25 protein-coding genes are annotated in these 26,897 nt (G+C 70.4%); 19 read left to right on the forward strand and 6 right to left on the reverse strand.

Translation table 11 applies throughout. The features are described from left to right. Nucleotides 1-87: 87 nt before the first annotated feature. From AB0M83_RS12665 to AB0M83_RS12680, 4 genes are read left to right on the forward strand one after another with little or no spacing between them, the layout of a single operon-like run. Complete coding sequence (locus AB0M83_RS12665; RefSeq protein WP_364516302.1) at nt 88-699, forward strand: hypothetical protein; 612 nt, start codon at nt 88-90, stop codon at nt 697-699. After that, entirely contained in the window at nt 700-1,866 is a 1,167-nt protein-coding gene (locus tag AB0M83_RS12670; RefSeq protein WP_364516304.1) for a glutathionylspermidine synthase family protein, read from the forward strand. It abuts the gene before it with no gap. Between the two features lie 45 nt (nt 1,867-1,911). Then, a complete protein-coding gene (locus AB0M83_RS12675) occupies nt 1,912-2,364 on the forward strand; it encodes a DUF350 domain-containing protein (protein ID WP_364516306.1) in 453 nt (150 codons plus the stop codon). 60 nt (nt 2,365-2,424) lie between these two features. Then, entirely contained in the window at nt 2,425-3,339 is a 915-nt protein-coding gene (locus AB0M83_RS12680; RefSeq protein WP_364516308.1) for a haloalkane dehalogenase, read from the forward strand. Nucleotides 3,340-3,636: 297 nt separating this feature from the next. Here AB0M83_RS12680 and AB0M83_RS12685 read toward each other — a convergent pair whose 3' ends face one another. Beyond that, nucleotides 3,637-4,926, reverse strand: coding sequence for an aspartate aminotransferase family protein (locus AB0M83_RS12685; protein ID WP_364516310.1), 1,290 nt, complete (start codon nt 4,924-4,926; stop codon nt 3,637-3,639). Between the two features lie 119 nt (nt 4,927-5,045). On the opposite strand from AB0M83_RS12685, the gene serS reads away from it, so the two are divergent. Together serS and AB0M83_RS12695 are read left to right on the forward strand one after the other, a co-directional pair. Next, nucleotides 5,046-6,308 carry a serine--tRNA ligase gene (gene serS / locus AB0M83_RS12690; protein ID WP_364516312.1) on the forward strand — a complete coding sequence of 421 codons (1,263 nt, stop codon included), beginning with the start codon at nt 5,046-5,048 and terminating at the stop codon, nt 6,306-6,308. 71 nt (nt 6,309-6,379) lie between these two features. Then, entirely contained in the window at nt 6,380-7,384 is a 1,005-nt protein-coding gene (locus AB0M83_RS12695; RefSeq protein ID WP_364516314.1) for a DUF3558 family protein, read from the forward strand. Here AB0M83_RS12695 and lhgO read toward each other — a convergent pair. Both lhgO and AB0M83_RS12705 read right to left on the reverse strand, forming a co-directional pair. After that, nucleotides 7,381-8,568 carry an L-2-hydroxyglutarate oxidase gene (lhgO, locus tag AB0M83_RS12700; protein ID WP_364516316.1) on the reverse strand — a complete coding sequence of 396 codons (1,188 nt, stop codon included), beginning with the start codon at nt 8,566-8,568 and terminating at the stop codon, nt 7,381-7,383. The two genes, AB0M83_RS12695 and lhgO, sit on opposite strands and share 4 nt — an antisense overlap. Nucleotides 8,569-8,611: 43 nt before the next feature. After that, nucleotides 8,612-11,710, reverse strand: a complete 3,099-nt coding sequence (locus AB0M83_RS12705) for a BTAD domain-containing putative transcriptional regulator (RefSeq protein ID WP_364516318.1) — start codon at nt 11,708-11,710, stop codon at nt 8,612-8,614. Nucleotides 11,711-11,837: 127 nt separating this feature from the next. On the opposite strand from AB0M83_RS12705, the gene AB0M83_RS12710 reads away from it, so the two are divergent. The 4 genes from AB0M83_RS12710 to AB0M83_RS12725 all read left to right on the forward strand — a co-directional run bounded on the left by AB0M83_RS12710 (nt 11,838) and on the right by AB0M83_RS12725 (nt 15,810). Then, entirely contained in the window at nt 11,838-12,980 is a 1,143-nt protein-coding gene (locus tag AB0M83_RS12710; RefSeq protein ID WP_364516320.1) for a DegT/DnrJ/EryC1/StrS family aminotransferase, read from the forward strand. A 23-nt stretch (nt 12,981-13,003) separates the two neighbouring features. Beyond that, nucleotides 13,004-13,933, forward strand: a complete 930-nt coding sequence (locus AB0M83_RS12715) for an NAD-dependent epimerase/dehydratase family protein (RefSeq protein ID WP_364516322.1) — start codon at nt 13,004-13,006, stop codon at nt 13,931-13,933. Between the two features lie 70 nt (nt 13,934-14,003). Continuing rightward, complete coding sequence (locus AB0M83_RS12720) at nt 14,004-15,200, forward strand: glycosyltransferase family 4 protein (RefSeq protein WP_364516324.1); 1,197 nt, start codon at nt 14,004-14,006, stop codon at nt 15,198-15,200. Next, nucleotides 15,187-15,810 carry an acyltransferase gene (locus AB0M83_RS12725; RefSeq protein ID WP_364516326.1) on the forward strand — a complete coding sequence of 208 codons (624 nt, stop codon included), beginning with the start codon at nt 15,187-15,189 and terminating at the stop codon, nt 15,808-15,810. Before AB0M83_RS12720 ends, AB0M83_RS12725 begins: the two co-directional genes overlap by 14 nt. Nucleotide 15,811: 1 nt before the next feature. Here the strand turns inward: AB0M83_RS12725 and AB0M83_RS12730 are convergent, their stop codons facing one another. Beyond that, nucleotides 15,812-16,396: a hypothetical protein gene (locus AB0M83_RS12730; RefSeq protein ID WP_364516328.1), complete on the reverse strand. Its 585-nt coding sequence runs from the start codon at nt 16,394-16,396 to the stop codon at nt 15,812-15,814. A 148-nt stretch (nt 16,397-16,544) separates the two neighbouring features. Here AB0M83_RS12730 and AB0M83_RS12735 point away from each other — a divergent pair, with 148 nt between their 5' ends. Genes AB0M83_RS12735 through AB0M83_RS12745 form a run of 3 tightly spaced genes read left to right on the forward strand, consistent with a single transcriptional unit; the run spans nt 16,545 to nt 19,217 of the window. Then, a complete protein-coding gene (locus AB0M83_RS12735; RefSeq protein WP_364516329.1) occupies nt 16,545-17,057 on the forward strand; it encodes a SigE family RNA polymerase sigma factor in 513 nt (170 codons plus the stop codon). After that, the gene (locus tag AB0M83_RS12740; protein ID WP_364516331.1) at nt 17,054-17,770 is read left to right on the forward strand and encodes a hypothetical protein; all 717 of its coding nucleotides are present in this window, start codon (nt 17,054-17,056) and stop codon (nt 17,768-17,770) included. Before AB0M83_RS12735 ends, AB0M83_RS12740 begins: the two co-directional genes overlap by 4 nt. A gap of 55 nt (nt 17,771-17,825) precedes the next feature. Next, nucleotides 17,826-19,217, forward strand: coding sequence for a M20/M25/M40 family metallo-hydrolase (locus tag AB0M83_RS12745; protein ID WP_364516333.1), 1,392 nt, complete (start codon nt 17,826-17,828; stop codon nt 19,215-19,217). Here AB0M83_RS12745 and AB0M83_RS12750 read toward each other — a convergent pair. Further along, complete coding sequence (locus tag AB0M83_RS12750; protein ID WP_364516335.1) at nt 19,214-20,170, reverse strand: Gfo/Idh/MocA family oxidoreductase; 957 nt, start codon at nt 20,168-20,170, stop codon at nt 19,214-19,216. The genes AB0M83_RS12745 and AB0M83_RS12750 overlap by 4 nt on opposite strands. Continuing rightward, entirely contained in the window at nt 20,167-21,273 is a 1,107-nt protein-coding gene (locus AB0M83_RS12755; protein WP_364516337.1) for a DegT/DnrJ/EryC1/StrS family aminotransferase, read from the reverse strand. Before AB0M83_RS12755 ends, AB0M83_RS12750 begins: the two co-directional genes overlap by 4 nt. Before the next feature lie 149 nt (nt 21,274-21,422). Between AB0M83_RS12755 and AB0M83_RS12760 the strand changes: the two genes are divergently transcribed. The 6 genes from AB0M83_RS12760 to AB0M83_RS12785 are packed head-to-tail and all read left to right on the forward strand — an operon-like array spanning nt 21,423 to nt 26,800. Continuing rightward, nucleotides 21,423-22,142 (forward strand): UDP-N-acetylglucosamine acyltransferase, encoded by a 720-nt coding sequence (locus AB0M83_RS12760; RefSeq protein WP_364516339.1) that lies wholly within the window; start codon nt 21,423-21,425, stop codon nt 22,140-22,142. Between the two features lie 10 nt (nt 22,143-22,152). Then, nucleotides 22,153-22,398, forward strand: a complete 246-nt coding sequence (locus tag AB0M83_RS12765) for an acyl carrier protein (RefSeq protein ID WP_284744421.1) — start codon at nt 22,153-22,155, stop codon at nt 22,396-22,398. Then, on the forward strand, nt 22,391-23,122 hold the full coding sequence (locus AB0M83_RS12770) for a glucose 1-dehydrogenase (RefSeq protein ID WP_364516341.1): 732 nt from the start codon (nt 22,391-22,393) through the stop codon (nt 23,120-23,122). Before AB0M83_RS12765 ends, AB0M83_RS12770 begins: the two co-directional genes overlap by 8 nt. Next, nucleotides 23,119-24,513, forward strand: a complete 1,395-nt coding sequence (locus tag AB0M83_RS12775) for an AMP-binding protein (protein ID WP_364516343.1) — start codon at nt 23,119-23,121, stop codon at nt 24,511-24,513. The genes AB0M83_RS12770 and AB0M83_RS12775 overlap by 4 nt, the downstream gene beginning before the upstream one ends. After that, complete coding sequence (locus AB0M83_RS12780) at nt 24,510-25,562, forward strand: acyl-protein synthetase (RefSeq protein ID WP_364516345.1); 1,053 nt, start codon at nt 24,510-24,512, stop codon at nt 25,560-25,562. The genes AB0M83_RS12775 and AB0M83_RS12780 overlap by 4 nt, the downstream gene beginning before the upstream one ends. Then, nucleotides 25,559-26,800, forward strand: a complete 1,242-nt coding sequence (locus AB0M83_RS12785) for an acyl-CoA reductase (RefSeq protein ID WP_364516347.1) — start codon at nt 25,559-25,561, stop codon at nt 26,798-26,800. The genes AB0M83_RS12780 and AB0M83_RS12785 overlap by 4 nt, the downstream gene beginning before the upstream one ends. The last annotated feature ends 97 nt before the right edge of the window (nt 26,801-26,897 follow it).

Below are 26,897 nucleotides of genomic sequence, written 5' to 3' on the forward strand. Positions count from 1 at the left end.
CATGATGCCCGCGCCGCACGCGACGTGCGCAAGCTGGGTGGTTAGGGTAGGTCACGGTTTCGTGGTGGCCGGGATTACGGAGCGCACATGACGCAGGACAGCAACGGCGGGGACCAGCCGCCCCCCGAGCCGCCGAAGCGCGGTTCGATGAGATTCCAGGACTCGAACACGCAGGCGCGCCAGCCTTCGGTCGCGGAGCAGCGAGCCCGCCAGCAGGCGCTCGCGCAGGAGGAACGCGACGCCGAGCTGGCCCGCCAGGCCGACGCCAAGGCGGCGACCCGGCGCAAGATCCTGATCGGCAGCGGCGTGACCGTCGGCCTGGTCGGCTTGGTGGCGACGTTCTACACGGTCGCCAAGCCCGCCGGCGAGGTGACCGCGGTCTGCACCGACAAGGACGGCATCGTCCAGAACGACGACTACTGCGACGACAACTACGTCACCAGCCACGGCGGCTACCACAGCGGCGGCTTCCTGTTCCTGCCGATCAACACCGGCGGCTACCAGAGCTACCGGTACAACTACGGCGGCAGCGGCACCATCGGCCAGCGCGTGTCGGGTGGTTCGTACGACGCGCCGTCGTCGCGCACCAGCGTCAACACGAAGTCCGGCAAGTCCGTCCAGCGCGGCGGCTTCGGCATCAGCGGCAAGAGCGGCAGCACCGGCGGGACCGGCGGCAGCGGCAAGAGCGGGGGATCTTAGGTGTACCGGGACCGGCGTGAGCCGCGGCGCGACTGGCAGCGGATCGTCGAGGAGCAGGGGCTCGTCTACGGCACGCCGGCCCGCGACAGCAGCGGCCGGGTGCGGCCGTACTGGGACGAGTCGGTGCACTACGTCTTCGACATGGACGAGGTGCTCTCGCTCGAGGCCGACGTCGAACTGCTGCACTCGATGTGCCTGGAGGCCGTCGACAACGTCGTGACGACCGAGGGCTACCAGCGGTTCGGCATCCCGGAGTGGGTCTGGCCGCACATCGCCGAGTCGTGGAAGCGGCAGGACCCGCACGTCTACGGCCGGTTCGACCTGCGCTACGACGGCAAGTCGCCGGCGAAGCTGCTGGAGTACAACGCGGACACGCCGACCACGCTGCTGGAGGCGTCGCTGCTGCAGTGGCACTGGAAGACCGACGTCTTCCCGGACGACGACCAGTGGAACTCGATCCACGAGAAGCTCGTCGAGCGGTGGTCGTTCCTGCAGGACAAGCTGCCGTCGAACGAGCTGCACTTCACCTGGTCGGCGGCCGACCCGTCCGGCGAGGACAACGTCACCACGGCGTACCTGCAGGAGACGGCGGCCGAGGCCGGGCTCGACACGGTGGGGCTCGCGATCGAGGAGATCGGCTGGGACCCGGTGCTCAAGCGGTTCGTCGACCTCGAAGAGTCGCAGATGGCGACCGTGCTGAAGCTGTACCCGTGGGAGTGGGTGGTCGACGAGGAGTTCGGCCGCCACGCCGTCGAGTCGCTGCCGCGGACGCTGTGGATCGAGCCGCTCTGGAAGATGATCCTCTCCAACAAGACGCTCCTGGCGATCCTGTGGGAGAACTACCCGGGCCACCCGAACCTGCTGCCCGCGTTCGCCGACGACCCCGGCATCCTCACCGAGTACGTGCGCAAGCCGAAGCTCGGCCGCGAGGGCGCCAACGTCCAGATCGTCGCGACCGGCTACGAGACCCAGACCGACGGCGTCTACGGCGCCGAAGGCTTCGTCTACCAGGCGTTCGACCCGCTGCCCGAGTTCGACGGCTACCGGCCGGCGCTCGGCGCGTGGATCGTCGGGGACAGCTCCGCCGGGCTCGGCATCCGCGAGACCGGCGGCCTGGTCACCGACGACGGTGCGGCATTTGTCCCACATCGCATCCCCGAGTCGTGATACAACACCGTCGCTGATCAGCTCTTTTCTCCTGGGAGACAACTCGTGAACACGACCCTTGCGCTGTCCGACACGTTCGGCTCCGACCTCGTGCGGGGGATCGGCGCGATCCTGCTCTACGGCGTCATCGGCCTGCTGCTGATGTTCGCCGGCTTCTACGCGATCGACTGGACCACGCCGGGCAAGCTGTCGAAGCTGGTCACGCAGGGTCTGCCGAACGCGGTGATCGTGACCGCGTCCGGAATGCTCTCGATGGCGTTCATCGTCGTCGTGGCGATCTTCAACTCGGCCAGCGACCTCACCGAGGGCCTGATCACCTCGCTGGTCTACGGCCTGCTCGGGATCGTCGTCCAGGTGATCGCGGTCCGGCTGCTGGAGTGGGCGACCCGCATCGACGTGGCGTCGACCATCGAGAGCGAGAAGTTCGCCCCGGTGAGCATCGTCGTGGCTGCCGCGCACATCGGCCTGGGCCTCGTGGTGGCGGTCGGCATCTCCTGATCGCAGCGTTTGTGAGCCGGGTCACGCAGCGCGTGGCCCGGCTCCTCCGTTCGCACTAACGTGGGAATCGTGCGCCTGCTGAGGACACCGGACGACCGGTTCACGGACCTGCCCGACTTCCCCTTCGAGCCGAAGTACGTCGAGCTCGCCGACCCCCACGGCGGCGTGATCAGAGTGGGTTACGTGGAGGCGGGCCCGGCCGACGGGCAGCCGGTGCTCCTGCTGCACGGTGAGCCCAGCTGGTCGTTCCTCTACCGCAAGATGCTGCCGGTGCTGGCTGCCGCGGGGCTGCGGGCAATCGCGCCGGATCTGGTCGGCTTCGGCCGGTCCGACAAACCGGGCGCCTTGACGGACCACAGCTACGCCCGGCACGTCGAGTGGATGCGGGGCTTCGCGTTCGACGCTCTGGACCTGCGGGACGTGACGCTGGTCGGCCAGGACTGGGGCGGCCTGATCGGGCTGCGGCTGGTGGCGGAGAACCCCTCGCGGTTCGCGCGAGTCGTGGCGGCCAACACGGGGCTGCCGACCGGAGACATCGACATGCCGCCGGTGTGGCACTCGTTCCGCGAGGCCGTGGAGAAGGCCCCGGTGCTGGACGTCGCCCGGTTGGTCCAGTCGGGCTGCCGGTCTTCCCTGTCCGAAGTGGTCCGAGCGGCTTACGACGCGCCGTTCCCCAACGAGATGTACAAGGCGGGCCCGCGGGCGATGCCTTCGCTGGTGCCGTACCGCCCGGACAACCCGGCTTCGGAGGCGAACCGCGCGGCGTGGAAGACGTTGACGGAGCTGGAAATCCCGTTCCTGGTGGCGTTTTCCGACGGCGACCCGATCACGGGCGGAATGGCCCCGATCCTGCAGCGCTCGATAAAGGGAGCGCAGGGGCTGGAGCACCCGGTGATCGCGGACGCGGGCCACTTCCTGCAGGAGGACAAGGGCGAGGAGCTGGCCGAGCACGTGGCGAGGTTCGTGCGCGGGTGAGTGAACCGGCGAGCGGCGGCGCAAGACGACCACGAGGTCGGACCTTGTTTTTACCGCGGCAAAACAAAAACTGTCCTCGCCGGACGGGCAGGCTCCGGGATGGCCTTCCGGAGCGCTGTCCTCTCACCTTTTCGAGGGGGCCGCTGGGTGGTCATCCCGTCGCCTGAACGAGGCCTATCACTTTGAGCCAGGCCCGCAAGCTTGCGTTGTCGTCTCGCGTTGGGCTCTGGGTTGCGGGCCTGGCTCAAAGTGATTTCACGGCCTCAGGCGACGGGATGACCACTCAGCTCCTTGGTTTCACAGCGCCGCGTGCGTGGCCGCCAGTGAGTCGGTCAGGATGTCCAGCCCCTCCTGGGCTTCCTCCGCCGTGAGGGTCATCGGCGGGCCCAGCCTCAGCACGTTGCCGTGCAAGCCGCCCTTGCCGATCAGCAGGCCGCGCTTCTTCGTCTCCTCCAGCATGCGCGCCGCCGCGGCCACGTTGGGCGTGGTCGTGCCCGGCTTGATCAGCTCCACCCCGATCATCAGGCCCTTGCCGCGCACCTCGGCCACCAGGGGCGAGGAAGCCGCGCGCAAACCCGAGAGCAGCTGCGCACCCCGGGCCGCGCAGTTCGCCTGCAGGTCGTGGTCCTTGATGTAGTCCAGGACCGCCGTCGCGCCGGCCATGGACACCGGGTTGCCGCCGAACGTCGAGAACGACTGGGCCTGGAAGCAGTCCAGCACATCTCCGCGGGCCACCACCCCGCCGACCGCCAGCCCGTTCCCCAGGCCCTTCGCGAACGTCATCATGTCCGGCGTCACGCCGTGCGCCTCGATGCCCCAGAAGTGCTCGCCCGTGCGGCCCCAGCCCGTCTGGACCTCGTCGGAGATGAACAGCACCCCGTACGAATCCAGCACCTCCTTCATCGCCCGGAACAGGCCGTCCGGTGGGAGGCTGAACCCGCCGACACCCTGGATCGGCTCCGCGATCAGGCACGCCACGTCGCCCGCCGTCGCCGTGTCCAGGACGTCCACCAGGTCCGCGACACACGCGTCGATGTAGTCGGCGTCCGACAGATCCCGGAACGGGCTTCGATAGCGATACCCGCCGTGGACGTAGTTGACCTTGACCGGGCTCAGCGCCGACGCCGACCAGCCGCGGTTGCCGGTGATCGCGACCGTCCCGAACGACCGGCCGTGGTAGGAGTTGCGCATCGCCAGCACCTGGTTGCTGCGCCTGAACTGCGTCGCGAGCATCAACGCCGTGTCGTTGGCCTCGCTGCCCGAGTTGGTGAAGAACACCTTCGCGTCCGGGATGCCGGACAGCTTCGCGATCCGCTCGGCCAGCTCGACCTGCGACCGGATCAGGTACAGCGTCGAGGTGTGCAGGATGCCGGTGTCGAGCTGCTTGCGGACCGCGTCGCCGATCTCGGCGACGTCGTAGCCCATCGAGTTGGTCAGCACCCCGGCGAAGAAGTCGAGGTAGGTGCGTCCCTGCGAGTCGGTCATCCGGCGGTCGTGCGCGTGCACGATCTCGATCGGCTCCTCGTAGAGCAGCGACATCCAGGACGGCATGACTGCGCGGTGCCGGGCGAGCAGCTCATCGGTCATCGAACGCCTCCTCGGGGTCTCAAGCGAGTATGAGGAGGCCGTGAACAGGGCTTCAACGATCAGACTGTCGGGATAACCCAGTAGGGACGCACAGTCTGTACGGACTACCCTCTGTCTTCGTGATTGACCCCAGGACTCTGCGCGATGACCCGGAAGCCGTGCGCGCGTCGCAGCGCGCCCGTGGTGAAGACGAGGGAGTGGTCGACAAGCTGCTCTCCCTCGACTCCCGGCGCCGCTCTTCGATCGCGGCCGCGGACAAGCTGCGCAACGAGCAGAAGGTGCTGGGCAAGCAGATCCCGAAGGCGCCGCCGGAGGAGAAGCAGCAGCTGCTGGCCACCGCCAAGGAGCTCGCCGCGCAGGTCAAGGCCGCGGAGGCGGAGCAGAACACCGCGTCGGAGGAGTTCGACCAGCTCTTCCGCACCGTGGCGAACCTCGTCCACCCGGACGCGCCGGTCGGCGGCGAAGACGACTTCGCCGTGCTCAAGCACGTCGGCGAGCCCACGAAGTTCGACTTCACCCCGAAAGACCACCTCGAGCTCCTCGAAGCCCTCGGCGGCGTCGACATGGAACGCGGCGCCAAGGTCTCGGGCTCGCGGTTCTACTTCCTCACCGGCGTCGGCGCGCAGCTGCAGCTCGGCCTGCTCAACATGGCCATCGCGCAGGCGCTCGAGAACGGCTTCACGCCGATGATCACGCCGTCGCTGGTCCGGCCGGAGATCATGGCCGGCACCGGCTTCCTCGGCCAGCACTCGAGCGAGATCTACCACCTCGAAGACGACGACCTGTACCTCGTCGGCACGTCGGAGGTGCCCCTGGCCGGCTTCCACGCCGACGAGATCCTCGACCTGAACGACGGCCCGAACCGCTACGCGGGCTGGTCGTCCTGCTACCGGCGCGAGGCCGGCTCCTACGGCAAGGACACCCGCGGCATCATCCGCGTCCACCAGTTCGACAAGGTGGAGATGTTCGTCTACACCAAGCCGGAGGACGCCGAAGCCGAGCACGAGCGGCTGCTCGGCTGGGAAGAGCAGATGCTCGCGAAGATCGAGGTGCCCTACCGGGTCATCGACACGGCGACCGGCGACCTCGGCACGTCCGCGCACCGCAAGTTCGACTGCGAGGCGTGGATCCCGACGCAGGACACCTACCGCGAGCTGACCTCGACGTCCAACTGCACGACGTTCCAGGCCCGCCGGCTGTCGGTCCGCTACCGCGGTGAGAACGGCAAGCCGCTGATCGCCGCGACCCTCAACGGCACCCTGGCCACCACCCGGTGGATCGTCGCGATCGTCGAGAACCACCAGCAGGCGGACGGCTCGGTCCGCGTGCCCGAGGCGCTGCGCCCGTTCGTCGGCGGCAAGGAAGTCCTCACGCCCCGCTGATTCGGCCTTATGCCAGGTGCGCACCCGTTCGGCCCAGTAATGTCCGGGCCGAACGGGAGAGGACTCTTCGCATGCGCATGAAGTGGCAGGCCGTCGCGGCCTTGGCGGCCCTGACCGTGGTCGTGTCCGGCTGCACGGTGGCCGTCGGCGGCTCGGCGTCGCCGGTGCCGGGCCAGGGCCCGATCGTCAAGGCGATCGACGCCTGCTCCCTGCTCGACGAGGGCCAGCTCGACGCCCTCGGCTACGAGACCCAGGGCCGTTCGGTGCCGGAGGAAAAGGACCGGAACCAGACGGCGATGTGCCTCTGGAGCACCAAGGAAGACATCGAGCCGTCGAACATCCTCAACGTCGGCTACACGACGGACATCGACTTCAACGAGTACATCGCCGGAGCCGTCCCGAAGGGCGACCCGGAGCAGATCGCCGGCTTCAGCTGGCGGCAGTACCCGTCGCTCCTCGCCGACGACTGCGTGCTCTACGCCCTGCTCGGCGACAAGTCCTTCGCGTACGTCAGCGTGTCCAAACCGCCTCTCGAAAAGTCGTGTGAGCTGGCGAAGACGGTGATCCCGCAGGTCGCGGCCCACCTGCCCGGCGGCCAGGACGCGCCGTCGATCACCCCGACCGCGCCGGCCAAGGTGGAGCCGGGTGGGCCACTGCTGTCGGCGGACCCGTGCGCGACGCTCAAGCCGGACCAGGTCGCGCAGCTCAAGAACATCTCGCCCACCGGCGAGAAGGACGACTCGTCGGCGGTGCCCAACGCGACGTACTGCCTCTGGGACGACACCGACGGCAGCGAGGGCCAGAAGGCGTTCGAAGTCTGGTTCGGCCCGAGTACACCGGTCGCCGACTGGCCGGGCGTGAACGGCGTCAAGCCGCTCGAGACCGTCGACGTCGGCGGCAAGAAGTGGGGCGTCTACCCGAACCTGGGCGGCCTGCGCGTGACCTGCGGCGCGTTCCTGCCGATCACCGTCACGTCGTCGGTGCAGGTGGTCAGCGGGTTCATCGGCGACGACACGAAGACGTGCGACGTCGTCAAGCAGGGCCTGCCGCTGGTGACGGCGAACCTGCCGGGTTAGTCCTTCGCCACGTGGTCGGCGATGTGGCGGGCGATCTCGAGCGCGCTCGTCGCGGCCGGGGACGGCGCGTTCAGGACGTGCACCTGGTCGCGCGCGGTCTCGATGAGGAAGTCGTCGACGAGCGAGCCGTCGCGGCGCATCGCCTGCGCGCGCACGCCGGAGCCGTGGCGGACGATGTCGTCCTCGGTGACGGCCGGGACGAGCCGGGCGAGGCTCGCGGCGAACCGCTTCTTCGAGAACGAGCGCCGGACCTCGTCGAGCCCGGTCGGGAGCGCGTACTTCTTCGCGAGCCGCCAGACGCCGGGGAAGGCCGCGACGTCGGCGACGTCCTTCGCGGAGAAGTCGGCCCAGCGGTAGCCCTCGCGGCGCAGCGCGAGCACGGCGTTCGGGCCGGCGTGCACGCTGCCGTCGAGCATCCGCGTGAGGTGCACGCCGAGGAACGGCAGCGTCGGGTCCGGCACCGGGTAGATCAGGCCCTTGACCAGGCCGCGGCGTTCGGGCTTGAGCTCGTAGTACTCGCCTCGGAAGGGCACGATCTTCGCCGACGGCGTCAGCCCGGCCAGCCGCGCGACGCGGTCGGAGTGCAGGCCGGCGCAGTTCACGAGCCCGTCCGCGACGATGACGTCCTCGCCGGTCGCGACCTCGACCCCGCCGTCGCTCCCGGCGCGGATGGCCAGCGCGGGGCTGTTCAGCCGGAGGTCGACGCCGGCTTCGTCGAGCAGCCGGACGAGCGCCTGGCAGACGCCGGGGAAGTCGATGATCCCGGTGGACTCGACCCGCAGCGCGGCGACGCAGGCGACCTCGGGCTCGTACTCGCGCGCTTCGGCGGGGGAGATCTTCTTCGCCGGGACGCCGTTCGCCTCGGCCCGCTCGGCGAGCGTGTTGAGCGCCGGGATCTCCTTCTCGTCGGTCGCGACGACGAGCTTCCCGCAGACCTCGACGGGCACGCCGTACTGCCGCGCGAAGTCCACGATGGACCGGTTCCCGGCGACGGACATGCGCGCCTTGAAGGATCCCGGCTTGTAGTAGAGCCCGGCGTGGACGACGTTCGAGTTGTGCCCGGTCTGGTGCGCCGCCCAGCGCGGCTCCTTTTCCAGCACCGTGACGTCCAGCCCGCGCCTGGTCAGCTCCCAGGCCACGGCCAGACCGACGATCCCACCCCCGACGACCACCACGTTGCGCACGATCGACCAGGCTACGCGAGCGGGGAAGGGCCTGGTGAGCCGGTCAGTCCGCCAGCCCGGCCGTGGTCAGCGCCTTCTGCGTGTTCATCCCCAAGCCCGTCCCGTAGGCCCGCTCGAAACCGTCCGCCCCCAGCGACTCGACGACCCGGGCCCGCACCGACGAGACGTCCGGGTCGCCGGCGATCGACGTGCCCCGTACCCCCGCCGCCGCGCCCAGCAGCGTCGCCGCCTGCTCGGGCCGGGCCGCCCCGGCCAATCCCTCCAGGGCGAACGCCACGACGTCGCCCGCGTTCCGCCGGCTTCCGGTCAGCAGGGCCGAGCGGTGCAGCCGGACCGCCTCTGCTGGGCGGCCCTCGACCGAAGCCAGCCAGCCCAGCGAGATCGTCGCCATCGCGCGGACCGTCTCCGCCGCGAACGAGCCGCCCGGGCACTCCGCCAGCGCGCGCTCGCCCAGGGCGCGGGCGGCGGCGAGGTCGCCTTCGTACCGGGCCAGGTTCGCCAGCCCGGTGTACGCGGCCGCGCGGGACTCGGGCATCCCCGTGCGGCGGGCCGTCGCCGCGGCCAGTTCGTAGTCCGCCCGCGCGCCCGCGCGGTCGCCCGCCAGGAGGCGGGTCCACGCGCGGCGGCAGATGAGGTCCGCGGCGTCGTCCACCGCGCCGATCTCCCGCATCAGGCTCAGCGCCTCGTCCATCATCGGCACGGCGTCCCCGGGCCGGCCGCGCCACGTGAGCAGCTGGGACAGGTGGTCCAGGGCCATCGACAGGCCCCACCGCTCGCCCAGCGCGCGGAACTGCGCCGCGCCCTCGCGCAGCCCTTCTTCGGCCGCTGTCAGGTCGCCGGTCATCATTGCCCGCAGGCCCATGCCTGTCGGCAGCAGCGCCCAGGCCCAGGCGTCCCCGGCCGCCAGCAGGCCCTCGCCGCGGCCGGCCAGCTCGTCGTCGTCACCGGGCGGGCCCACGACGACGCCGAGCAGCATCACCAGCATCGGGTTCCGGGGCGACCAGTCGCCGTCCGCCGCGTACCGCCGGACCAGCGGCAGGTACTGCTCCAGCGATTCGTCCGGGTGCCCGGACAACGCGCCGAGCACGCACACCAGGAACTCCTCGACGTACTGCTCGCGCAGCTCCGGCGGGGTCCGCGAGACGACGGCCAGCGACAACCCGGCGCCTTCGAACCGCCGTCCGCGCATCCACCAGTACATCGCCAGCGACGGCACCAGCCGCAGCGCGAGCGCTACGTCGTGCTCGGTCGCCCAGCGCAGGGCGGCCAGCAGGTTGTCGTACTCGGCGTCGATCCGGTCCAGCCACTCGAGCTGCGCCGCGGTCCGCAGCATCGGGTCGGCTTCCTCGGCGAACCGCAGGAAGTACTCGGCGTGCGCGCGGTGGACCCGCTCGGTCTCGCCCGCTTCGGCGAGCTTTCCGGCGCCGAACGCGCGGATCGTCTCGAGCATCCGGAACCGGCCGCCGACGGCTTCGACCAGCGACTTGTCGGCCAGTTCGAGCAGCAGCTCGGCGTCGGCGCCGCAGACCTCGGCCGCCGCGGCGAGCGTCGCGCCGCCGGGGAACACCGTCAGCCGCCGGGCGAGCTCGCGTTCGTCGTCACCGAGCAGGTCCCAGCTCCACTCGACGACCCCGCGCAGCGACCGGTGCCGCTCCTCGGCCGTCCGGCTGCCGCGGGCGAGCAGCCGGAACCGGTCGTCGAGCCGGGCCGCGATCTCGCCGAGGTCCAGGCTCCGGACGCGGGCCGCGGCCAGCTCCAGCGCCAGCGGCAGGCCGTCGAGGGCCGCGCAGACGTGCTGGACGTCGCCGATCGTCGCGTCGTCGACGGTGAAGGCGGGATCGCTCGCGGCCGCGCGGTCGGCGAACAGCCGGATCGCCGGGTAGGTCAGGGCTTCGGCCGCGGGCGTGCCCGGTGGCGGGACGGCCAGCCGCGGCACCGGCGCCAGCTGCTCGCCGGTGATGCCGAGCGGCTCACGGCTGGTCGCCAGCACCCGCAGCCCCGGGCACGCGCCGAGCAGCCGCGCGGTCAGCAGGGCCGCGACGTCGACGACGTGCTCGCAGTTGTCGAGCACGAGCAGCGCCGCCCGGTCGCGCAGCGCCGAGATCAGCCGGTCGGCCGGGTCCTGCGGGCCGCCACGCGTGCTCTCGCGCAGGCCGAGCGCGGCCAGCACCGCGCCCGCGACGCCGTCGCCGTCGTGCGGGGCGAGCTCGACGAACGCGACCGGCCCGAAATCAACGGAGGCGGCTGCCGCGGTTTCGACGGCCAGCCGCGTCTTGCCGGTGCCGCCCGGCCCGGTCAGCGTCACGAGCCGGCTGCGGTCCAGCAGCTGGGCCACCTGCCGCAGCTCGCCGGTCCGGCCGACGAAGCTGGTCAGCTGCGCGGGCAGCGCGGAGATCGCCGGCTTCTCGGTTTCGCCGCGCAGCACCGCGAGGTGGGCTTCGGCGAGATCCGGACCAGGGTCGGCACCCAGCTCGTCGGCCAGCGTGCGGCGGGCGTCTTCGAACGCGGCCAGCGCGTCGGCCGGCCGGCCCGCGGCGGCGAGCGCGCGGACCAGCTGCGCGCGCGGCCGTTCCCGCAACGGCTGCGCGGCGACGGTCTCCCGCAGCTCGGCGAGGACGTCTTCGGCCTGCCCCAGGGCCAGCCGGGCCTCGACGTGGTCGTCCGCGGCGTCGGCCCGCAGCTCCTCCAGGCGGGCGGCCTGGGCGGCGGCGAACGGTGCGTCGGCCAGGTCGGTGAACGCGGCTCCGCGCCACAACGCCATCGCTTCACTGAGGACAGTGGCCGCCCGCGCGTACTCGCCGTTCTTCAGCAGTAGACGGCCTTCGCGCGCCAGGCGTTCGAAGACGTGAACGTCCACTTCGTCCGGTTCGACGGCCAGCCGGTAGCCCGCCGCGGTGAATTCGACCGGCGCCAAGTCCTTCAACGCCGTCCGCAGCCGGGAGACCTGCGACTGGAGGGCGTTCGCCGCGCCGTCCGGCGGGAATTCGCCGTACATGCCGTCGATCAGCCGCTCGGCGGGCACGAACCGCCCGGCCTCCAAGGCGAGCAGGGCCAGCAGCGTCCGCGACCGCGGGCCGCCCACTGCGACCTGCGTACCGTCTTCACCCCACGCGGCGACGGCCCCCAGCACCCCGAATCGCATGACCTCAGCTTAAGACGGTCGCCGACCTGGGGAAGTTGTCACTCGAAAGTGGTCTTCGGCGTGGGCCTGTGAATCACCTGAGTGAGCGTATATACACTTCGCCGGGTCCCCACGCAATGGGAGAGGTATGTCGACCGACAGCATTGCCCTCGGTCAGCCGACCGTCGGCGAAGAAGAGCTCGCCGCCGTGGCCGAGGTCTTCAGATCCGGCTGGCTGGCCGGCGCCGGACCGGCTTGCCGCCGCTTCGAAGAACGGTTCGCGCAGGTCACCGGCACCGCGCACGCGTTGACGACCGCGAACTGCGGTTCCGCGCTCTTCCTGGGCCTCAAGGTGCTGGGAGTCCGGCCGGGCGACGAGGTGATCGTCGGCGACTACACGTTCCCCGCCACCGGCCACGCCGTCGTGCAGGCCGGCGCGACCCCGGTGTTCGCCGACATCCGCCCGGACGTCTTCAGCGCCGACCCGGCCCACGTCGAGTCCCTGATCACCCCGAAGACCGTCGGCATCCTCGTCGTCGACGTCGCCGGCCAGCCCGGTGACTTCGACGAGTACCGCGCGATCGCCGACAAGCACGGCCTCTGGCTGTTCGAGGACGCCGCCTGTGCCGCGGGCGCGACGTACAAGACGCGCCCGGCCGGCAGCCTCGCCGACCTCGCGGCGTTCTCCTTCCACGGCCGCAAGGGCATCACCGCGGGCGAAGGCGGTGCGCTGGTCTCGGACCGCGAAGACCTCATCGCGCACGCCCGCAAGCTGCACACCTACGGCATCGAGCCGGCGATCAGCCGCGAAGGCTCGAACACGCTGCCGATCCCGGAGTTCCACGAGCTCGGCTACAACTTCCGCATGTCGGACGTCCAGGCCGCGATCATGAACGTCCAGCTCGACCGGCTGCCGGACCTGCTCGCCGCCCGCCGTTCGGTCGCGAAGCGCTACCACGAGGCGTTCGCGGACTTGGCGGACACAGGCGCGCTGACCGTCCCCGTCGAGCTCCCCGATCGCGAGCACCCGTGGCAGGCCTACCTGCTCACGGTCGCGCCGGAGGTCAGCCGCGACACGCTCGCCCTGCGGGTCCGCGAGCGGGGCGTCCAGTGCAACTTCGGCACCTACGCCTCGCACCTCCAGCCGATCTACGGGCCCCAGACCCCGCTGCCCGTCTCCGCCGACGCGTTCGCGCGTCAGCTCGCGATCCCCATGCACGCGAACCTCACCGACGCCGAAGTGACGCGCGTCGGCGAGGTCGTGCGCGAAGCCGTGCAGTCCCTGTCTTGACCCCGCCGACCGAGGAGAAATTGGTGTCCGACAAGAAGGTGCTCTTCACCGGGGCGGGTGGGTTCATCGCCGCGCACGTCATCCCGCTGCTCATCGAGGGCGGCTACACGGTGCGGATCTTCGACAACATGACCCGCGGCGACCGCGCCCGCGTCAACGAGTTCGTCGCCACCGGCAAGGTCGAGCTCGTCGAGAAGGACGTCCGCTACGGCGGTGCGGTGCGCGAGGCCATGCGCGGCTGCACGCACGTCATCCACTTCGCGACGGTGTCGATCAACAAGTCGATCGCGGACCCGCACGAGTCGTTCGACATCAACATGACCGGCAACCACAACGTGTTCGCCGCGGCCGCCGACGAAGGCGTCGAGCGCCTGGTGTTCGCGTCGACGGCGTCGGTCTACGGCGAGCCGAAGCGGCTGCCGATGCACGAGGACGACGAGCTCAAGCCGCTCACGCCGTACTGCATCTCGAAGCGCGCCGGCGAGGACATGCTCGGCTTCTACGAGCGCCAGAAGGGCCTGTCCTGGAACGCGCTGCGGTTCTTCAACGTGTACGGCCCGGGCCAGAAGATCGAGGCCTACTACACGTCGGTGATCAACCACTTCATCCAGCGCCTGCGCGCCGGCCAGCCGCCGATCATCGACGGCCGCGGCGACCAGTCGATGGACTTCGTGCACGTCAGTGACCTGGCGCGGGCCGTCGTCGCGGCGCTGGAGTCGGAGCGGGCGAACCTGCCGATCAACATCGGCACCGGCATCGACACCTCGATCGCCGCGCTCGCCAAGATCCTGATCGAGGCCGTCGGCGTCGACGTCGAGCCGCTGTTCAACGAGCGTGACGTCCTGGTCTCGCGCCGCGCCGCCGACATCACCCGCGCCCGCGAGGTGCTCGGCTGGGAGCCGCGGATCACTGTCGAAGAAGGCATGCGGCAGCTGGTCGAGGACTCTCAGTGAACGCCGACGTGCTCTTTCCCGCGGAGGCGTCATGAACGCAGCCACCGCGGGCCCTGCCCGAGGACGTGCGATGCGCATCGCGGTGGTCAACAACTTCTTCCCGCCCCGGGTGGGCGGGAGCGCACACATGTCGGCTTCGCTGGCGGCGCAGTTCGTCGAGGCCGGCCACGAGGTGCTGGCGATCACGGCCGCGTACGCCGACGCCCCCGCCGAGGAGGAGCGCGACGGCTACCGCGTCGTGCGCCTCCCGGCGGTGAAGATGCCGCAGGTCGGCCTGTCGATCGACTTCGACATGAGCTTCGCGTCGCTGCGGCCGGGCAACTGGCGGCGGCTGTGGAAGCTGCTGGACGAGTTCAAGCCGGACGCGATCCACCTGCACGGCCAGTTCTTCGACCTGTCGTGGCTGGCCGGGAGCTACGCGCGGCGGCGGAACATCCCGGTGCTGCTGACCATCCACACGCTGCTGATCAGCGACAACAAGCTGTACGGCGGCGTGTTCCGGATGCTCGACGCGGTGCTGGTGAAGCCGATCTTGCGCTACATCCGGCCGCGCTACGTCATCCTCGACAAGCTCGGCGTCGACTACTGCGTCGAGCGCTACGGCACCAGCGACGCGAACTCGGAGTACTTCCCGATCGCGGTCGACACGGGTCACTTCGCGAAGCCGGTGACGAAGGACGTCCGCGCGGAGCACGAGATCGGTGACGCGCCGCTGATCGTCTCGCTCGGGCACGTCATCCCGCTGCGCAACCGGCTGCCGCTGATCGAGGCGCTCCCGGCCATCCTGGCCAAGCACCCGGGCACCCGGGTGGTGGTCGTCGGCCGCGTCTACCACGACGCGTTCCTGAAGCGGGCCGCGGAACTGGGCGTCTCGGACGCGCTGGTCGTCACGGGCGCGGTGCCGAAGGCGGACGTCCCGGCGTACTTCGCGGCGGCGGACATCGTCACGCACGACCTCAACGGCGGCTGCGGCACGGCGTCGCTCGAGGCGATGCTGTCCGGCACGGCGACGATCGCGTCGGTCACCGAGGACAACTACCCCGGCATCGAGCTGCGCAACGGCGAAAACGTCCTGCTGGTGCGGCCCGACGACGCCGAAGCCGTGGCCTCGACGGTGATCGGCCTGCTCGACGACCCGGAGAAGCGGGCGCTGATCGCGCAGCGCGAGAGCGAGCTGGTCCGGTCGAACTTCGGCCTCGACGTCGTCGCCGAGGAACACCTTCGCACGTTCGAGAAACTGGTGTCGGAAGCGGATGTTCTTCGATGACGAGCGCAGCCACCGGCTGCGTCCGCAGATCCTGACCGAGCTCGTCTCGCAGTACATGAACGACGCCGAGCGGGCGCAGTTCTACGGGCTGCCGCCGACGTGCCGCGTCCGTGAGCGCGTGAAGATCATCAGCCCCGAGAACCTGAAGATGGGCGACCACTGCTGGGTCGGCGAAGGCGCGGCGCTCGACGCGAGCGGTGGCCTGGAGATCGGCGAGCACACCAGCATCGGGCTGAACACGCTGATCTTCACGCACTCGAGCTGGCTCGCGAACATGACGCTGCAGAACCATTCGGGCAGCGACCTGATCGAGCGCAAGCCGGTGAAGATCGGCAAGGGCTGCTTCATCGGCGGCCTGGTGGTGATCATGGCGGGCGTGACGATCGGCGACTTCGCGACGGTGCAGCCGAACTCGGTGGTGGCGAAGGACGTCCCGCCGCGGACGCTGGTCGCGGGCAACCCGGCGCGGGTGTTCCAGCGGTACGACGAGGAGTACATCCAGTCCGAAGTGGACCGCGTCCGGGCGGAGAACGCCCGCCGCCGCGAGATCGCGGAGGAACGCGGTCAGGCTCCCGGCTGGGGAGCGCCGTCCGGGGACTTCTCGGAGTAGGTCAGAGCCGGTCCGCCAGCAGCTTCCCGATTTTGGCGTAACTGTCTTCGCTGCCTGTCACGTACAGGTACAACTGCGCGGTGCGCACCCCACCGTGGCTGTGCTTGGCGACCGCGACCGTGGTGCCGCCGCCCGGGCTCGTCGACTCGCAGTGCAGCGCGGCCTCGCCGATGCCCGCCATCGTCGCCGTGTTCTTGCACGACGACTTCGCGCCCGCGACGAACCGGGCCACCGACGTGTCCGGGCCGACGAAGAGGTAAGCGGTCTGCCCGCCGCCGTATTCGCACACGTAGGCCGTACCGACCTTCGTCTGCGCCGGCTCGGCCTCCTTCGAACCGCCGCTGACCGACCGGCCGAGCGCCTGGATGATTTCCTCGGAGCTCAGGAACGGGCAGGCCGCGTTCAACGATGCCGGCGAGGCGGCCGGCGTGAACGTCGGCGCCGTGGTCTTCGGCTTGCTCACCGAAGAAGTGGATGACGGCGGCACCGACGTCGTCGCCGGCGCCGCCGTCGTGGAGCCGCCCGAACACGCTGTGATGCAGGTCAGCAGGCATGCGGCGGCGAAGAATCCCCCTGTGAAGCGCACGCCTGACAATGTAGTACTTCGTAACCGAGCGCAGGATTGCGGTTACACAACGTTTCGGTCGCGTCCCAAGACGAGCGTACGCTCGAAAGGTCGGGAGCAACCTTTCCGCGGCCCGGCCGTCGCTGGGAGAAACGGAACGAGGTGAGGCATGGCGCGCGGCGACGACGAGTTCGCGGACTTCGTGCGCGCGTCCTCGGCCCGGCTCACCCACGCCGCCTACCTGCTCACCGGTGACCGCCACCATGCGGAGGACGCCGCGCAGACCGCCTTCACCCGCACGTACGCGGCCTGGTCGCGCGTCCGGCACAAGGACGCCTACGGCTACGCCCGCACCGTCCTGGTGAACCACGTCATCGACGGCTGGCGGCGCCCCATCCGCGAGTACGCCACCGAGGCGATGCCCGACCGGCAGGACCGCCTCGACGTCGACCAGGCCGTCACCCAGCGCGCGTGGCTCACCGCCGTGCTGCGGACGCTGACCGCCCGCGAACGCGCCGTCGTCGTGCTGCGCCACTTCTTCGACCTGCCCGAAGCCGACGTGGCCCGTGAACTCGGCGTTTCGCTGGGTACCGTGAAGAGCACGAATTCGCGCGCGCTGGCCAAGCTGCGCGTGGAGGCCGGCACCGGCGAGGACACGCTGATCGGAGGGAGCGGGCGATGAACGACCTCGACGACTTCCGCGCCGCCCTCCGGCAGCCGCCCGACGAACCCTTCGCCGAACCCGACCTGGCCGCGATCATGGCCGACGGCACGCGCATCCGGCGTCGCCGCCGCGTGCTGACCACCACCGGGGGCATCGCGGCCGCGGCCGCCGTCGTGCTGGTGGTCGTGTTCGCCGTCCAGTTGCGGCAGCCCGCGCCCGTGCCGGTCGCGCAGCCGCCTGCCCCGCCGACGTCGTCCGCGTCGACGTCGACCAGCGCCCCGCCCGAACGGCCGCCGATCGGCGACGTCGTCGGCACGGGGATCCTGACGAAAGCGGGCGAGATCGTCTTCTTCGCGCGGGCGGTCGACGAACCGCAGATACTGCCGGACATCCACTTCGGCCTGGTCGCCGGCTTCCGCTCCGGCACGTCCCTGCAGGCCGCGCTGGCCACGAACGAGGTCCAGGGCTCCGACCGGTCGTTCGGCTTCCACGCCACCGACGGCGGCGAGTTCGTCAGCGACCAGCTGATCCCGGTCTTCGGCTACTTCGCCGGCCCGGCGGCGCGGATCACCACGACGGTGCACGGCAAGACCATCGAGGCCAACCTGACGAAGTGGACCGAGGACCCGAACGTCGTGTTCTTCTGGTTCGACCCGGTCGTCGTGCCGGACTCGGCGTCGCTGACCCCGCTGATCGCCTACGACGGCGAGGGAAAGCGGCTCACCAAGTAGCCGGACAGCCGGTCGGCGGTACACGGTGGCCCCGCACGGGCGTAAGACGGCAACCGTGACTTCGCGACGGGCGTTCCTGACCGCTTCAGCCGTGCTGGGGGCCGTCTCCGCGGCCGGTGTCCCGGCGGGTGCCGCCGAACTCGGGGACCGCGGGCCGGGCCGCCCGGTGCGGCCGCAGCGTCCCGGCCCGGACCTGCGGGTGCTGCTCCGGCAGGTCGACGAGCGGCGGATCGAGGCGACCGTGCGGCGGCTGGCCGCGTTCGGCACCCGGCACACGCTCTCGGCCCAAGACGACCCTTCCCGCGGCATCGGCGCCGCGCGCGACTGGCTGTACGCGCAGTTCCAGCAGGTCGCGGCCGCTTCCGAAGGCCGGCTGACGGTCGAGCTGCAGTCGTACGTGCAGCCGCCGGCCGACCGGATCCCGGTGCCGACGACGATCACCAACGTCGTCGCGACGCTGCACGGATCCACCGAACCCGGCCGCGTGTACGTCGTTTCGGGGCACTACGACTCGCGCCGCAGCGACGTCATGGACTTCACCGGCGACGCACCGGGAGCGGACGACGACGCTTCGGGCGTCGCGGTCGCACTGGAGCTGGCGCGAGTCCTCTCGACCCGGCAGCCGCTCGCGACGATCGTCTTCGCCGCCGTCGCGGGCGAGGAGCAGGGCCTCTACGGCGCGCGATACCTGGCGCGGCAGTTCAAGGCCGCCGGCACCGACGTCCAGGCGATGTTCACCGACGACATCGTCGGCTCCAGCCGCGCGGACGACGGCACGCGGGACCCGGTGACGATCCGCCTGTTCGCCGAGGGCGTCCCGACCGCGGAGACGCCGGCCGAGGCGAACCTGCGCCGCAGCATCGGCGGCGAGAACGACTCACCGCCGCGGCAGCTGGCCCGGTTCGTGAAGTCCGTGGCGGAGAACGATGCGACCGGCATGAACGTCCGCGTGATCTATCGCCGCGACCGCTACTTGCGCGGCGGCGACCACATCGGCTTCCTGGAGCAGGGCTACCCGGCGGCGCGGTTCACCGAGCCCGCCGAGGACTTCGCGCACCAGCACCAGGACGTCCGCGTGGAGGACGGCGTCCAGTACGGCGACCTGCCGGAGTTCTGCGACTTCCCGTTCATCGCCCGGGTCGCGCGGGTGAACGGCGCCGCGCTGTGGTCGCTCGCGACGGCGCCGGGCACGCCCAAGGGCGTCAAGATCCGCACGGCGGCCCTGACGAACGATTCGGAACTGCTGTGGGACGCGACGCCGGGCGCGGTGGGCTACGAGGTCCTCTGGCGCGAAACGACGGCGCCGGACTGGACCCACGCGATCGACGCCGGCCCGGCGTTGACGGCGAAGGTCGACCTGTCCAAGGACAACGTCTTCTTCGCCGTCCGCGCGGTGGGCCCGGACGGCCGCCGGAGCCCGGCGGCCTTCCCGGCGCCGGTCAGCTAAGCCGCGGCCTGCGTGAGGACCTGCTCGACGACGTGGTGCGAAGGCAGGATCAGGTCGCGCTCGGTGTCGGCGTCGATCTTGCCCTCCAGCAGGTCGCAGAACCGGTCCAGCTGCGAAGCCAGCGGCTCGCGCGCGGTGATCAGCTCGGGGATCTCGATCACCGTCTGCTGCCGGTAGCCGAGGCCGTCCGGGGTGACGGAGTCGTGCGAGATGTGCCGGTAGATCGTGACGTCGCGACGCAGCAGGTCGATCTCGATCGAGCGGTCGATTTCGGACACCACCAGCGATCGGACCTTCCGCTGCCCCAGCCGGGACGCCGAAACCGTCGCCAGGCCGGTGTCGAACGAAAGCACCGTCTCGATGGTGTCCTCGGCGCCCTCGACCGACGACGGGTGGAAGTACCCCGCGCCGGAGGTCACGCGCGACGGCGTCGCGCCGCCGAAGAACTGGATCGCCAGGTCGACGTCGTGCACCAGCAGGTCCCACGCGACACCGGTCTTGATCCGCGGCGCGTACGGGCCGTGGCGGCGGGCCATCAGGTGGATCGGCTCCTGCACCAGCGCCCGCGCGGTCATGACCGCCGGGTTGTAGCGCTCGAGCAGCCCGCACATCAGCGCGACACCCTGCTTCTTCGACAGCGCGACGATCTCCTGCGACTTCTCGAAGCTGTTGCAGACCGGCTTTTCGACCAGCATCGGCTTGCCCTGGCCGAGGATTTCCTGCGCCAGGTCGTAGTGGACCTCGGTGGCCGAGGCCAGCACGACGGCGTCCACATCGGACAGTGAGCCGAGCTCCGGCGTCCACTTCGTCTCGTACCGCTCGGCGACGGCCTTGCCCGCTTCTTCACGCGGATCGATCACGCGGACGAGGTCCACGCGTTCGTTGCCGGCGAGCACGCGGGCGTGGAGGGAACCCATGTTCCCGGTCCCGACAAGAGCGATCCGATGCGTCATGCGCCCAGTACCTCGCGAACGGTTTCGATGATGGTGTCCAGGTCGGACTCGGTCAGGTGCGGGTGCACCGGCAGCGAAAGCGCCTGGTTGGCGACCGCTTGCGCCACCGGGACGTCCTCGACGCGCGCGCCCGGGATCAGGTCGTGACCCGCGTAGCACTCGTAGTCGAAGACGATCTTGGGGTAGTAGATGCCGTTGCCGATGCCGCGCTCGGTGAGCGCCGCGGCCAGCTCGTCGCGCGAGAGGAACGCGTGCGGCCCGACCAGCACGGTGTACTGGTGCCACACGTGTTCGCGGCCCGGCAGCACCTGCGGGATGTCCAGGCCGGGCGTGCCGGCGAGGCCCTCCGACAGCCGCTTCGCGTTCGCCTGGCGGGCCGCGGTCAGCTGGTCGAGCTTCGCCAGCTGCGGGATGCCGACCGCCGCGTGCAGGTCGGTCATCCGGTAGTTGTGCCCGGCGACCTCGTACTGGTAGCGGGCGCGCATGCCCTGGTTGCGCAGCACGCGCAGCTTGTCGGCCAGCGCGTCGTCGTCCGTCGTGATGACGCCGCCCTCGGCGGTGGTGATGTTCTTCGTCGCGTACAGCGAGAAGCAGCCGATGCCGAACGAGCCGGCCTGCTTGCCCTCGAACGACGCGCCGACGGCCTGCGCGGAGTCCTCGATGACCTGGAGGCCGTGCTCGGCGGCCAGCGGGGCGAGCTTGCCCATGTCCGCGGTCTGGCCGTAGAGGTGCACCGGCATGAGCACCTTCGTGCGGCCGGTCACCGCCTTCGCCACGGCGTCGGGGTCGATCGCGAAGTCGTCGCGCCGGATGTCGGCGAACCGGACCGTCGCGCCGGCCTCGAGGATCGCGTTCAGGGTCGCGACGAAGGTGAACGGTGAGGTGATGACCTCGTCGCCCGGCTTCAGGTCGAGCGCCTGGAGCGACGCGACGAGCGCGGTCGTCCCGTTGTTGACCGCGATCGCGTGCTTCGTCCCGGAGACCGCCGCGAAGGCGTCTTCGAAGCGTTTGACCATCGGTCCCTGTGCGATGGCGCCGGAGCGCAGCACCTCGACGACGAGGTCCTCCGCGTCGCGGACGTCGACCACAGTGATGGGGATCATGGGCAGTCTCTCTCGGCAGGCGATTTCGGCGCGTCCGGTACAGTGAGCCGCCGGTTCTGCGCCCGGCCGCCCTGCATGAACGCGGGCCACACGTTACCGGGCGCGGTAGCACGCCCAGTACCCAGCCGCCGACGAACGGATACCCGCCCGTGGCCAACCGCATCCACCCGACCGCCGTCCTCGGCGAAGGCGTCGAACTCGGCGACGACAACGTGATCGGGCCGTTCGCCGTGATCGTCGGGCCGGCCCGGATCGGCGACGGCAACTGGATCGGCCCCCACGTGACGATCGGCACCCCCGGCGAGGACCGCGGCCGCCCGCACCCGGCGGCCTGGAGCGAGCCGCCGTCCGGTGACCCGGATCACGACGGCCACGGCGTGGTCATCGGCAGCCGCAACCGCATCCGCGAGTACGTGAGTGTCCACCAAGGGACCTGGCGGACGACGACGATCGGCAGCGACGGCTACTTCCTCCGCAACTCCCACATCGCGCACGACTGCCTGGTCGGCGACGGCGTGACGATCGCCTCCAACGCCGTCACGGGCGGGCACTGCCACATCTGGGACGGCGTCAACCTCGGCATGGGCGCGATCCTGCACCAGAAGGTCGTGATCGGCCCCGGCGCGATGATCGGCATGGGCTCGGCGGTGCGGCGCGAGATCGGCGCGTTCACCATCGCCGTCGGCAACCCGGCCCGTGTCACCGGCGTCAACGTCGTGGGCCTGTCCCGCCGCGGCGTCGACGAGGCGACGATCGAGGCGCTCGGGCCGTGGCTGAAGGGCAAGGAAGGTCTCCCGGACGCCACGCTGCCCGGCGACCTCTCTACCTTGGTAAAGGCGTGGGACGCCCGCCCGCGCGAAGAGCACTAGGAGCTGTCTGATGTCGGAAGTCGCCCCCAAGCTGCGCGAGGTCTTCGTCGAGGCGCTGGACCTCGACGGTGACGTGGACGTCGAGAACCTCAAGTACCGCGACCTCGAGGCGTGGGACTCGGTCGGCCACATGGCGCTGGTCGCGGCCATCGAGGACGAGTTCGACGTCGAGTTCGACACCGACCAGGTGATCGACATGTCGAGCTTCAAGGTCGCCGTGGACATGGTGACCGAGCTGCAGGCGAAGAATGACTGATCTGTCCGGTCGCGTCGCGCTCGTCACCGGCGGGACGCGGGGGATCGGCCTGGCCACCGTGCGCGCTTTGGTGGAGTCGGGCGCGACGGTGGTGCTCACCGGCCGCGACGAAGCTCGTGCGAAGGAAGCCGCTTCGTCAGCGGGCGCCGCGGCCGGGCTCGCGCTGGACGTCACCGACGCCAAGGCCGTGTCTTCGCTGGTCAGGGGTGTTGCGAAGGAGCACGGCAAGCTCGACATCGTCGTCGCGAACGCCGGGATCATGGAGGACGCGCTCCTCGGGATGATCCGCGAGGAGCTCGTCGACACGACGCTGAGCACGAACGTCGCCGGCACGCTGCACACCGTCCAGGCCGCGGCCCGGGCGATGATGCGGAAGAAGACCGGCGCCATCGTGGTGCTCGCCTCCATCGTCGGCGAGTACGGAAGCGCTGGTCAGACGGTGTATGCGGCGTCGAAGGCGGCGGTGGCGAACATCGCGCGTTCGGCGGCGAAGGAGCTCGGCCGGTCCGGGATCCGGGTCAACGCGGTCGCGCCCGGCGTGATCGAGACGGACCTGACCGCGGGCCTGAGCGAGGACGCGAAGGCCGAAAACACGAGCCGGACGCCGCTCGGGCGCCTCGGCCGGGCGGAAGACGTGGCGAACGCGATCCGGTTCCTGGTGAGTGACGAGGCGTCCTTCGTCACCGGACAGGTGCTGGGCGTCGACGGAGGCTTGGTGCTGTGACTTTGCTGGGTGCGGGAGCTCGGCTGGTGGACGTGGCCGGGGGCCGCACGCTGGCGGGCGCGGAACTGTCGGCCGAGGTCGGCCGCTCGATGGAGTCGCTCGCCGGGCTCCCGGTCGGTGTGGTCTTCGCGCGGATGGCGGTCGACCTGCCGAGCGTGCTGACCTACCTGGGCGCGTTCGAATCCGGCCGGGCGATCGCGCTGATCGATCCGGCGCTGGACGCCGACGTGCTGGCCGGACTGGTTTCGCGCTTCCGGCCGGCGGCCGTGCTGTCGGCTTCGGGGGACGCGCCCGCGGGGTACGTCACCCGCGGCTCCGACTGGGTTCGCTCGTCGGCCGAGGGCGTGGAGCCCCACCCCGACCTGGCCGTGCTGCTCCCCACCAGCGGGTCGACCGGCAACCCCAAGCTCGTCCGGCTGTCGCGCCAGGCGATCCTGGCCAACGCCGACGCCATCGCCCAGGTGCTGGACATCGACGCCGACGAGGTCGCGCCGACGTGCCTGCCGCTGCACTACAGCTACGGCCTGTCGGTGCTGAACTCGCACCTGGTGCGCGACGCGACGATCGTGATCGAGCCTTCCGGCGTGCTCGGCCGCGGCTTCTGGGACGCCGTGAACACGTACGGCGTCACGTCCCTCTCGGGCGTCCCGTACCACTACGAAATGCTGCGGCGGCTCAAGTTCGACCCCGCGAAGTACCCGACGCTGCGCACGCTGACGCAGGCCGGCGGGAAGCTGCGCGACGACCTGATCGCCGAGTTCAACGCCAAGATGCTGGCCGTCGGCGGCCGGATGTACGTCATGTACGGCCAGACCGAGGCCGCGCCGCGGATGACGACGGTGCCCGCCGAAAGACTGGCCGAAAAGCTCGGTTCCGCCGGGCCGGCGCTGCCGGGCGGCAAGTTCGCGGTCCGCCGCGACGACGGCTCGGAGACCACGCACCCGAAAATTGTCGGTGAGGTCGTCTACCGTGGGCCCAATGTGATGCTGGGTTACGCGGACGACGAGTCCGGCCTGGCCAAGGGCGACGAATGCGGCGGCGTGCTCGCCACCGGTGACCTCGGGTACCTCGACGAAGAGGGGTACCTGTTCATCACCGGGCGGCTCAAGCGCATCGGCAAGGTGTTCGGCAACCGCGTCAGCCTCGACGACCTCGAGCAGGCGGCCCGCGCGGCGGCGGTCGGGATCGACGTCGTGGCGGCGGTGCCCGCCGGCGACAAGGTCGTGCTGTTCGCGGAGGGCGTCGACAAGGCGATCTGCAAGGACGCGTCGAAGGCGCTGTCCGAGCGGCTGCACCTGCACTCGAGCGGGTTCGACGTGCGCCCGATCGACACCGTGCCGCTGCTGGCCAGCGGCAAGATCGACTACCGGTCACTGGAGGCGAAGGTATGAGCGTGTTCACTCGGTCGCAGGCCGACCGGGAGGCGTTGCTGCTGCCTGAGCTCGCCGCCCTGACGTCACACCACCGCGCGAACTCCGAAGGCTACGAGCGGATCCTGTCGTCGCTGGGAATCGCGCCGGACGCCACTTTCGGCACGATCGCCGACCTGCCGTGGCTGCCGGTGCGGATGTTCAAGACGCACGACCTGAAGTCGGTCCCGGATAGCGAGGTGTTCAAGACCCTCACGTCGTCCGGCACCACCGGCGCCGGCGCGTCGCGGATCTACCTCGACAAGGAGGCCGCGGGCGCGCAGACCAAGCAGCTGGGCGCGACGCTGCAGGAGGTCCTCGGCGGCGAACGGCTGCCGATGCTGATGGTCGACACGATCGGCATCATCAAGAACCGCCGGTCGTTCTCCGCGCGCGGCGCGGGCGTGCTGGGCATGGCGAACTTCGGTCGCAAGCACACGTACGTGCTCGACGAGAACGACAAGCCGGACGTCGAAGCGGTCAAGAAGTTCCTGGCCGAGTACGGCGGCAAGCCGTTCCTGATCTTCGGCTTCACGTTCATGGTGTGGCAGTACCTGTACGAGGTCGCGCGCGACCACGGCTTGGACCTCTCGAACGGCATCCTCATCCACAGCGGTGGCTGGAAGAAGCTGATCGACCGCGCGGTGGACAACACCGAGTTCCGGCGGCGGTTCAAGGAAGACACCGGGCTCACCCGGATCCACAACTACTACGGCATGATCGAGCAGATCGGCACGGTGTTCCTCGAAGGGCCGTCCGGCAACTCGCTGTACTGCCCGGACTTCGCCGACGTCGTGATCCGGAACCCGGAGACGTGGGAAGAGCAGCCGGTCGGGGAGCCGGGCGTGATCGAGGTCGTCTCGACGCTGCCGCGGTCGTACCCGGGGCACGTGCTGCTGACCGAAGATCTCGGCGTCTACAACGGGATCGACGACGGCGACTGGCCGGGCAAGCACTTCTCCGTGCTCGGCCGGCTGCCCAAGGCCGAGGCCCGCGGCTGCTCGGACACGTTCTCGGGAGCGGCGGCGTGACCACTCTGAATCAGCGTTTCCCGTTGTCGGATGCGGTTTCGGTGGATGACTTGGTCTCCGAACTGCGCGCCTCGCCGCCCGGCGGCCGGCTGCGCGTCGGTGACCCGCGGATCGTCGAATTCATCACGAAGTTCGCGCGCAAGCTACTGGCCCCGGCCACCGCGCGCCGGTTCCCGGAACTGGCGTCGCTCGGGTTCTTCCTGCGCAAGGGCGAGATCGCCAAGGCGCTGTCCACTCTGGACACTTCGTCCGGTTCGCTGCGGTTCCCGCGCGGGCTGGTGTTCCACGTGCCGCCGGCGAACGTCGACACGATCTTCGTCTACTCGTGGGCGCTGTCCGCGCTGGCGGGCAACCACAACGTCGTGCGGGTGTCGTCGCGCTCGGCCGGCGCCGCCGAGGCGGTGCTGGAGGCGCTGAACGCGGCGCTGTCCGAAGTGGACTCCGCGGTGGCCGACGTCGTCCGGGCGACCCAGCGCATGGTGACGTACGACCGCAGTGACGAGGTGAGCGGCGCCCTGTCGCTGGCCGCCGACCTGCGCGTCATCTGGGGCGGCGACGGCTCGGTCGCGGCGCTGCGGAAGTACCCGCTCGCGCCGCACGCGCGTGACCTGACGTTCCCGGACCGCTCGTCGTTCGCCGTCGCCTCGGTGGCGGGCTGGCAGCGAGCGTCCGAAGCGGAGCGTCGCGCGGCCGCCGAGGGCTTCTACAACGACTCGTACTGGTTCGACCAGGCCGCCTGCTCGTCACCGCGCGCGGTGTTCTGGGTCGGCGACGAGTCCGGGGCGCGTGAGGCCGGCCAGGAGTTCCGCACCCTGCTGGCGGCGGTCCTGGAGACGAAACAGCACGTCACCGAGCCGGCGATGGCGGTCCAGAAGCGCGTCTCGGCGTACGGCGCGGCGGTCGACGGGCTGGTCAAGGAGATCGCGTTCGACGGAAACGGGTTGGCCACCTTGGAGCTGGCGGATCCGGCGGTGCTGCCGCGGGAGTGGCTCGGCGCCGGCACGTTCGCGAACGCGCAGGTGTCCACTTTGTCCGATCTGGTGCCGATCGTCCTGCGCAAGGACCAGACGGTCAGCCAGTTCGGCTTCACGACCGAGGAGCTGACGGAGTTCGCGCACGAGCTGGCGGGCCGCGGCGTCGACCGGATCGTGCCGTTCGGTTCGGCCTTGACGTTCTCCGCGGTGTGGGACGGTTACGATCTGCTGGCCGAATTCAGCCGCCTGGTCACGGTGCAATGAGGCTTGTTCAGCCGTCGGCCGCCGCATGACTTCTGCGGTGATCAGCACTGTGCGGGCGGGCCGCGGCGGCCTAACCAGAACAAGCCTCAGACCTGAG

It is taken from the genome of Amycolatopsis sp. NPDC051106 (genome assembly GCF_040682775.1).
Lineage (GTDB): Bacteria > Actinomycetota > Actinomycetes > Mycobacteriales > Pseudonocardiaceae > Amycolatopsis.

Coding starts and splice junctions, on each gene's coding strand:
- AB0M83_RS12665 (WP_364516302.1), top strand. CDS start 88: ATGACGCAGGACAGCAACGGCGGGGACCAGCCGCCCCCCGAGCCGCCG.
- AB0M83_RS12685 (WP_364516310.1), bottom strand. CDS start 4,926: ATGACCGATGAGCTGCTCGCCCGGCACCGCGCAGTCATGCCGTCCTGG.
- AB0M83_RS12695 (WP_364516314.1), top strand. CDS start 6,380: ATGCGCATGAAGTGGCAGGCCGTCGCGGCCTTGGCGGCCCTGACCGTG.
- AB0M83_RS12705 (WP_364516318.1), bottom strand. CDS start 11,710: ATGCGATTCGGGGTGCTGGGGGCCGTCGCCGCGTGGGGTGAAGACGGT.
- AB0M83_RS12710 (WP_364516320.1), top strand. CDS start 11,838: ATGTCGACCGACAGCATTGCCCTCGGTCAGCCGACCGTCGGCGAAGAA.
- AB0M83_RS12720 (WP_364516324.1), top strand. CDS start 14,004: ATGCGCATCGCGGTGGTCAACAACTTCTTCCCGCCCCGGGTGGGCGGG.
- AB0M83_RS12725 (WP_364516326.1), top strand. CDS start 15,187: ATGTTCTTCGATGACGAGCGCAGCCACCGGCTGCGTCCGCAGATCCTG.
- AB0M83_RS12735 (WP_364516329.1), top strand. CDS start 16,545: ATGGCGCGCGGCGACGACGAGTTCGCGGACTTCGTGCGCGCGTCCTCG.
- AB0M83_RS12740 (WP_364516331.1), top strand. CDS start 17,054: ATGAACGACCTCGACGACTTCCGCGCCGCCCTCCGGCAGCCGCCCGAC.
- AB0M83_RS12750 (WP_364516335.1), bottom strand. CDS start 20,170: ATGACGCATCGGATCGCTCTTGTCGGGACCGGGAACATGGGTTCCCTC.
- AB0M83_RS12755 (WP_364516337.1), bottom strand. CDS start 21,273: ATGATCCCCATCACTGTGGTCGACGTCCGCGACGCGGAGGACCTCGTC.
- AB0M83_RS12765 (WP_284744421.1), top strand. CDS start 22,153: ATGTCGGAAGTCGCCCCCAAGCTGCGCGAGGTCTTCGTCGAGGCGCTG.
- AB0M83_RS12770 (WP_364516341.1), top strand. CDS start 22,391: ATGACTGATCTGTCCGGTCGCGTCGCGCTCGTCACCGGCGGGACGCGG.
- AB0M83_RS12780 (WP_364516345.1), top strand. CDS start 24,510: ATGAGCGTGTTCACTCGGTCGCAGGCCGACCGGGAGGCGTTGCTGCTG.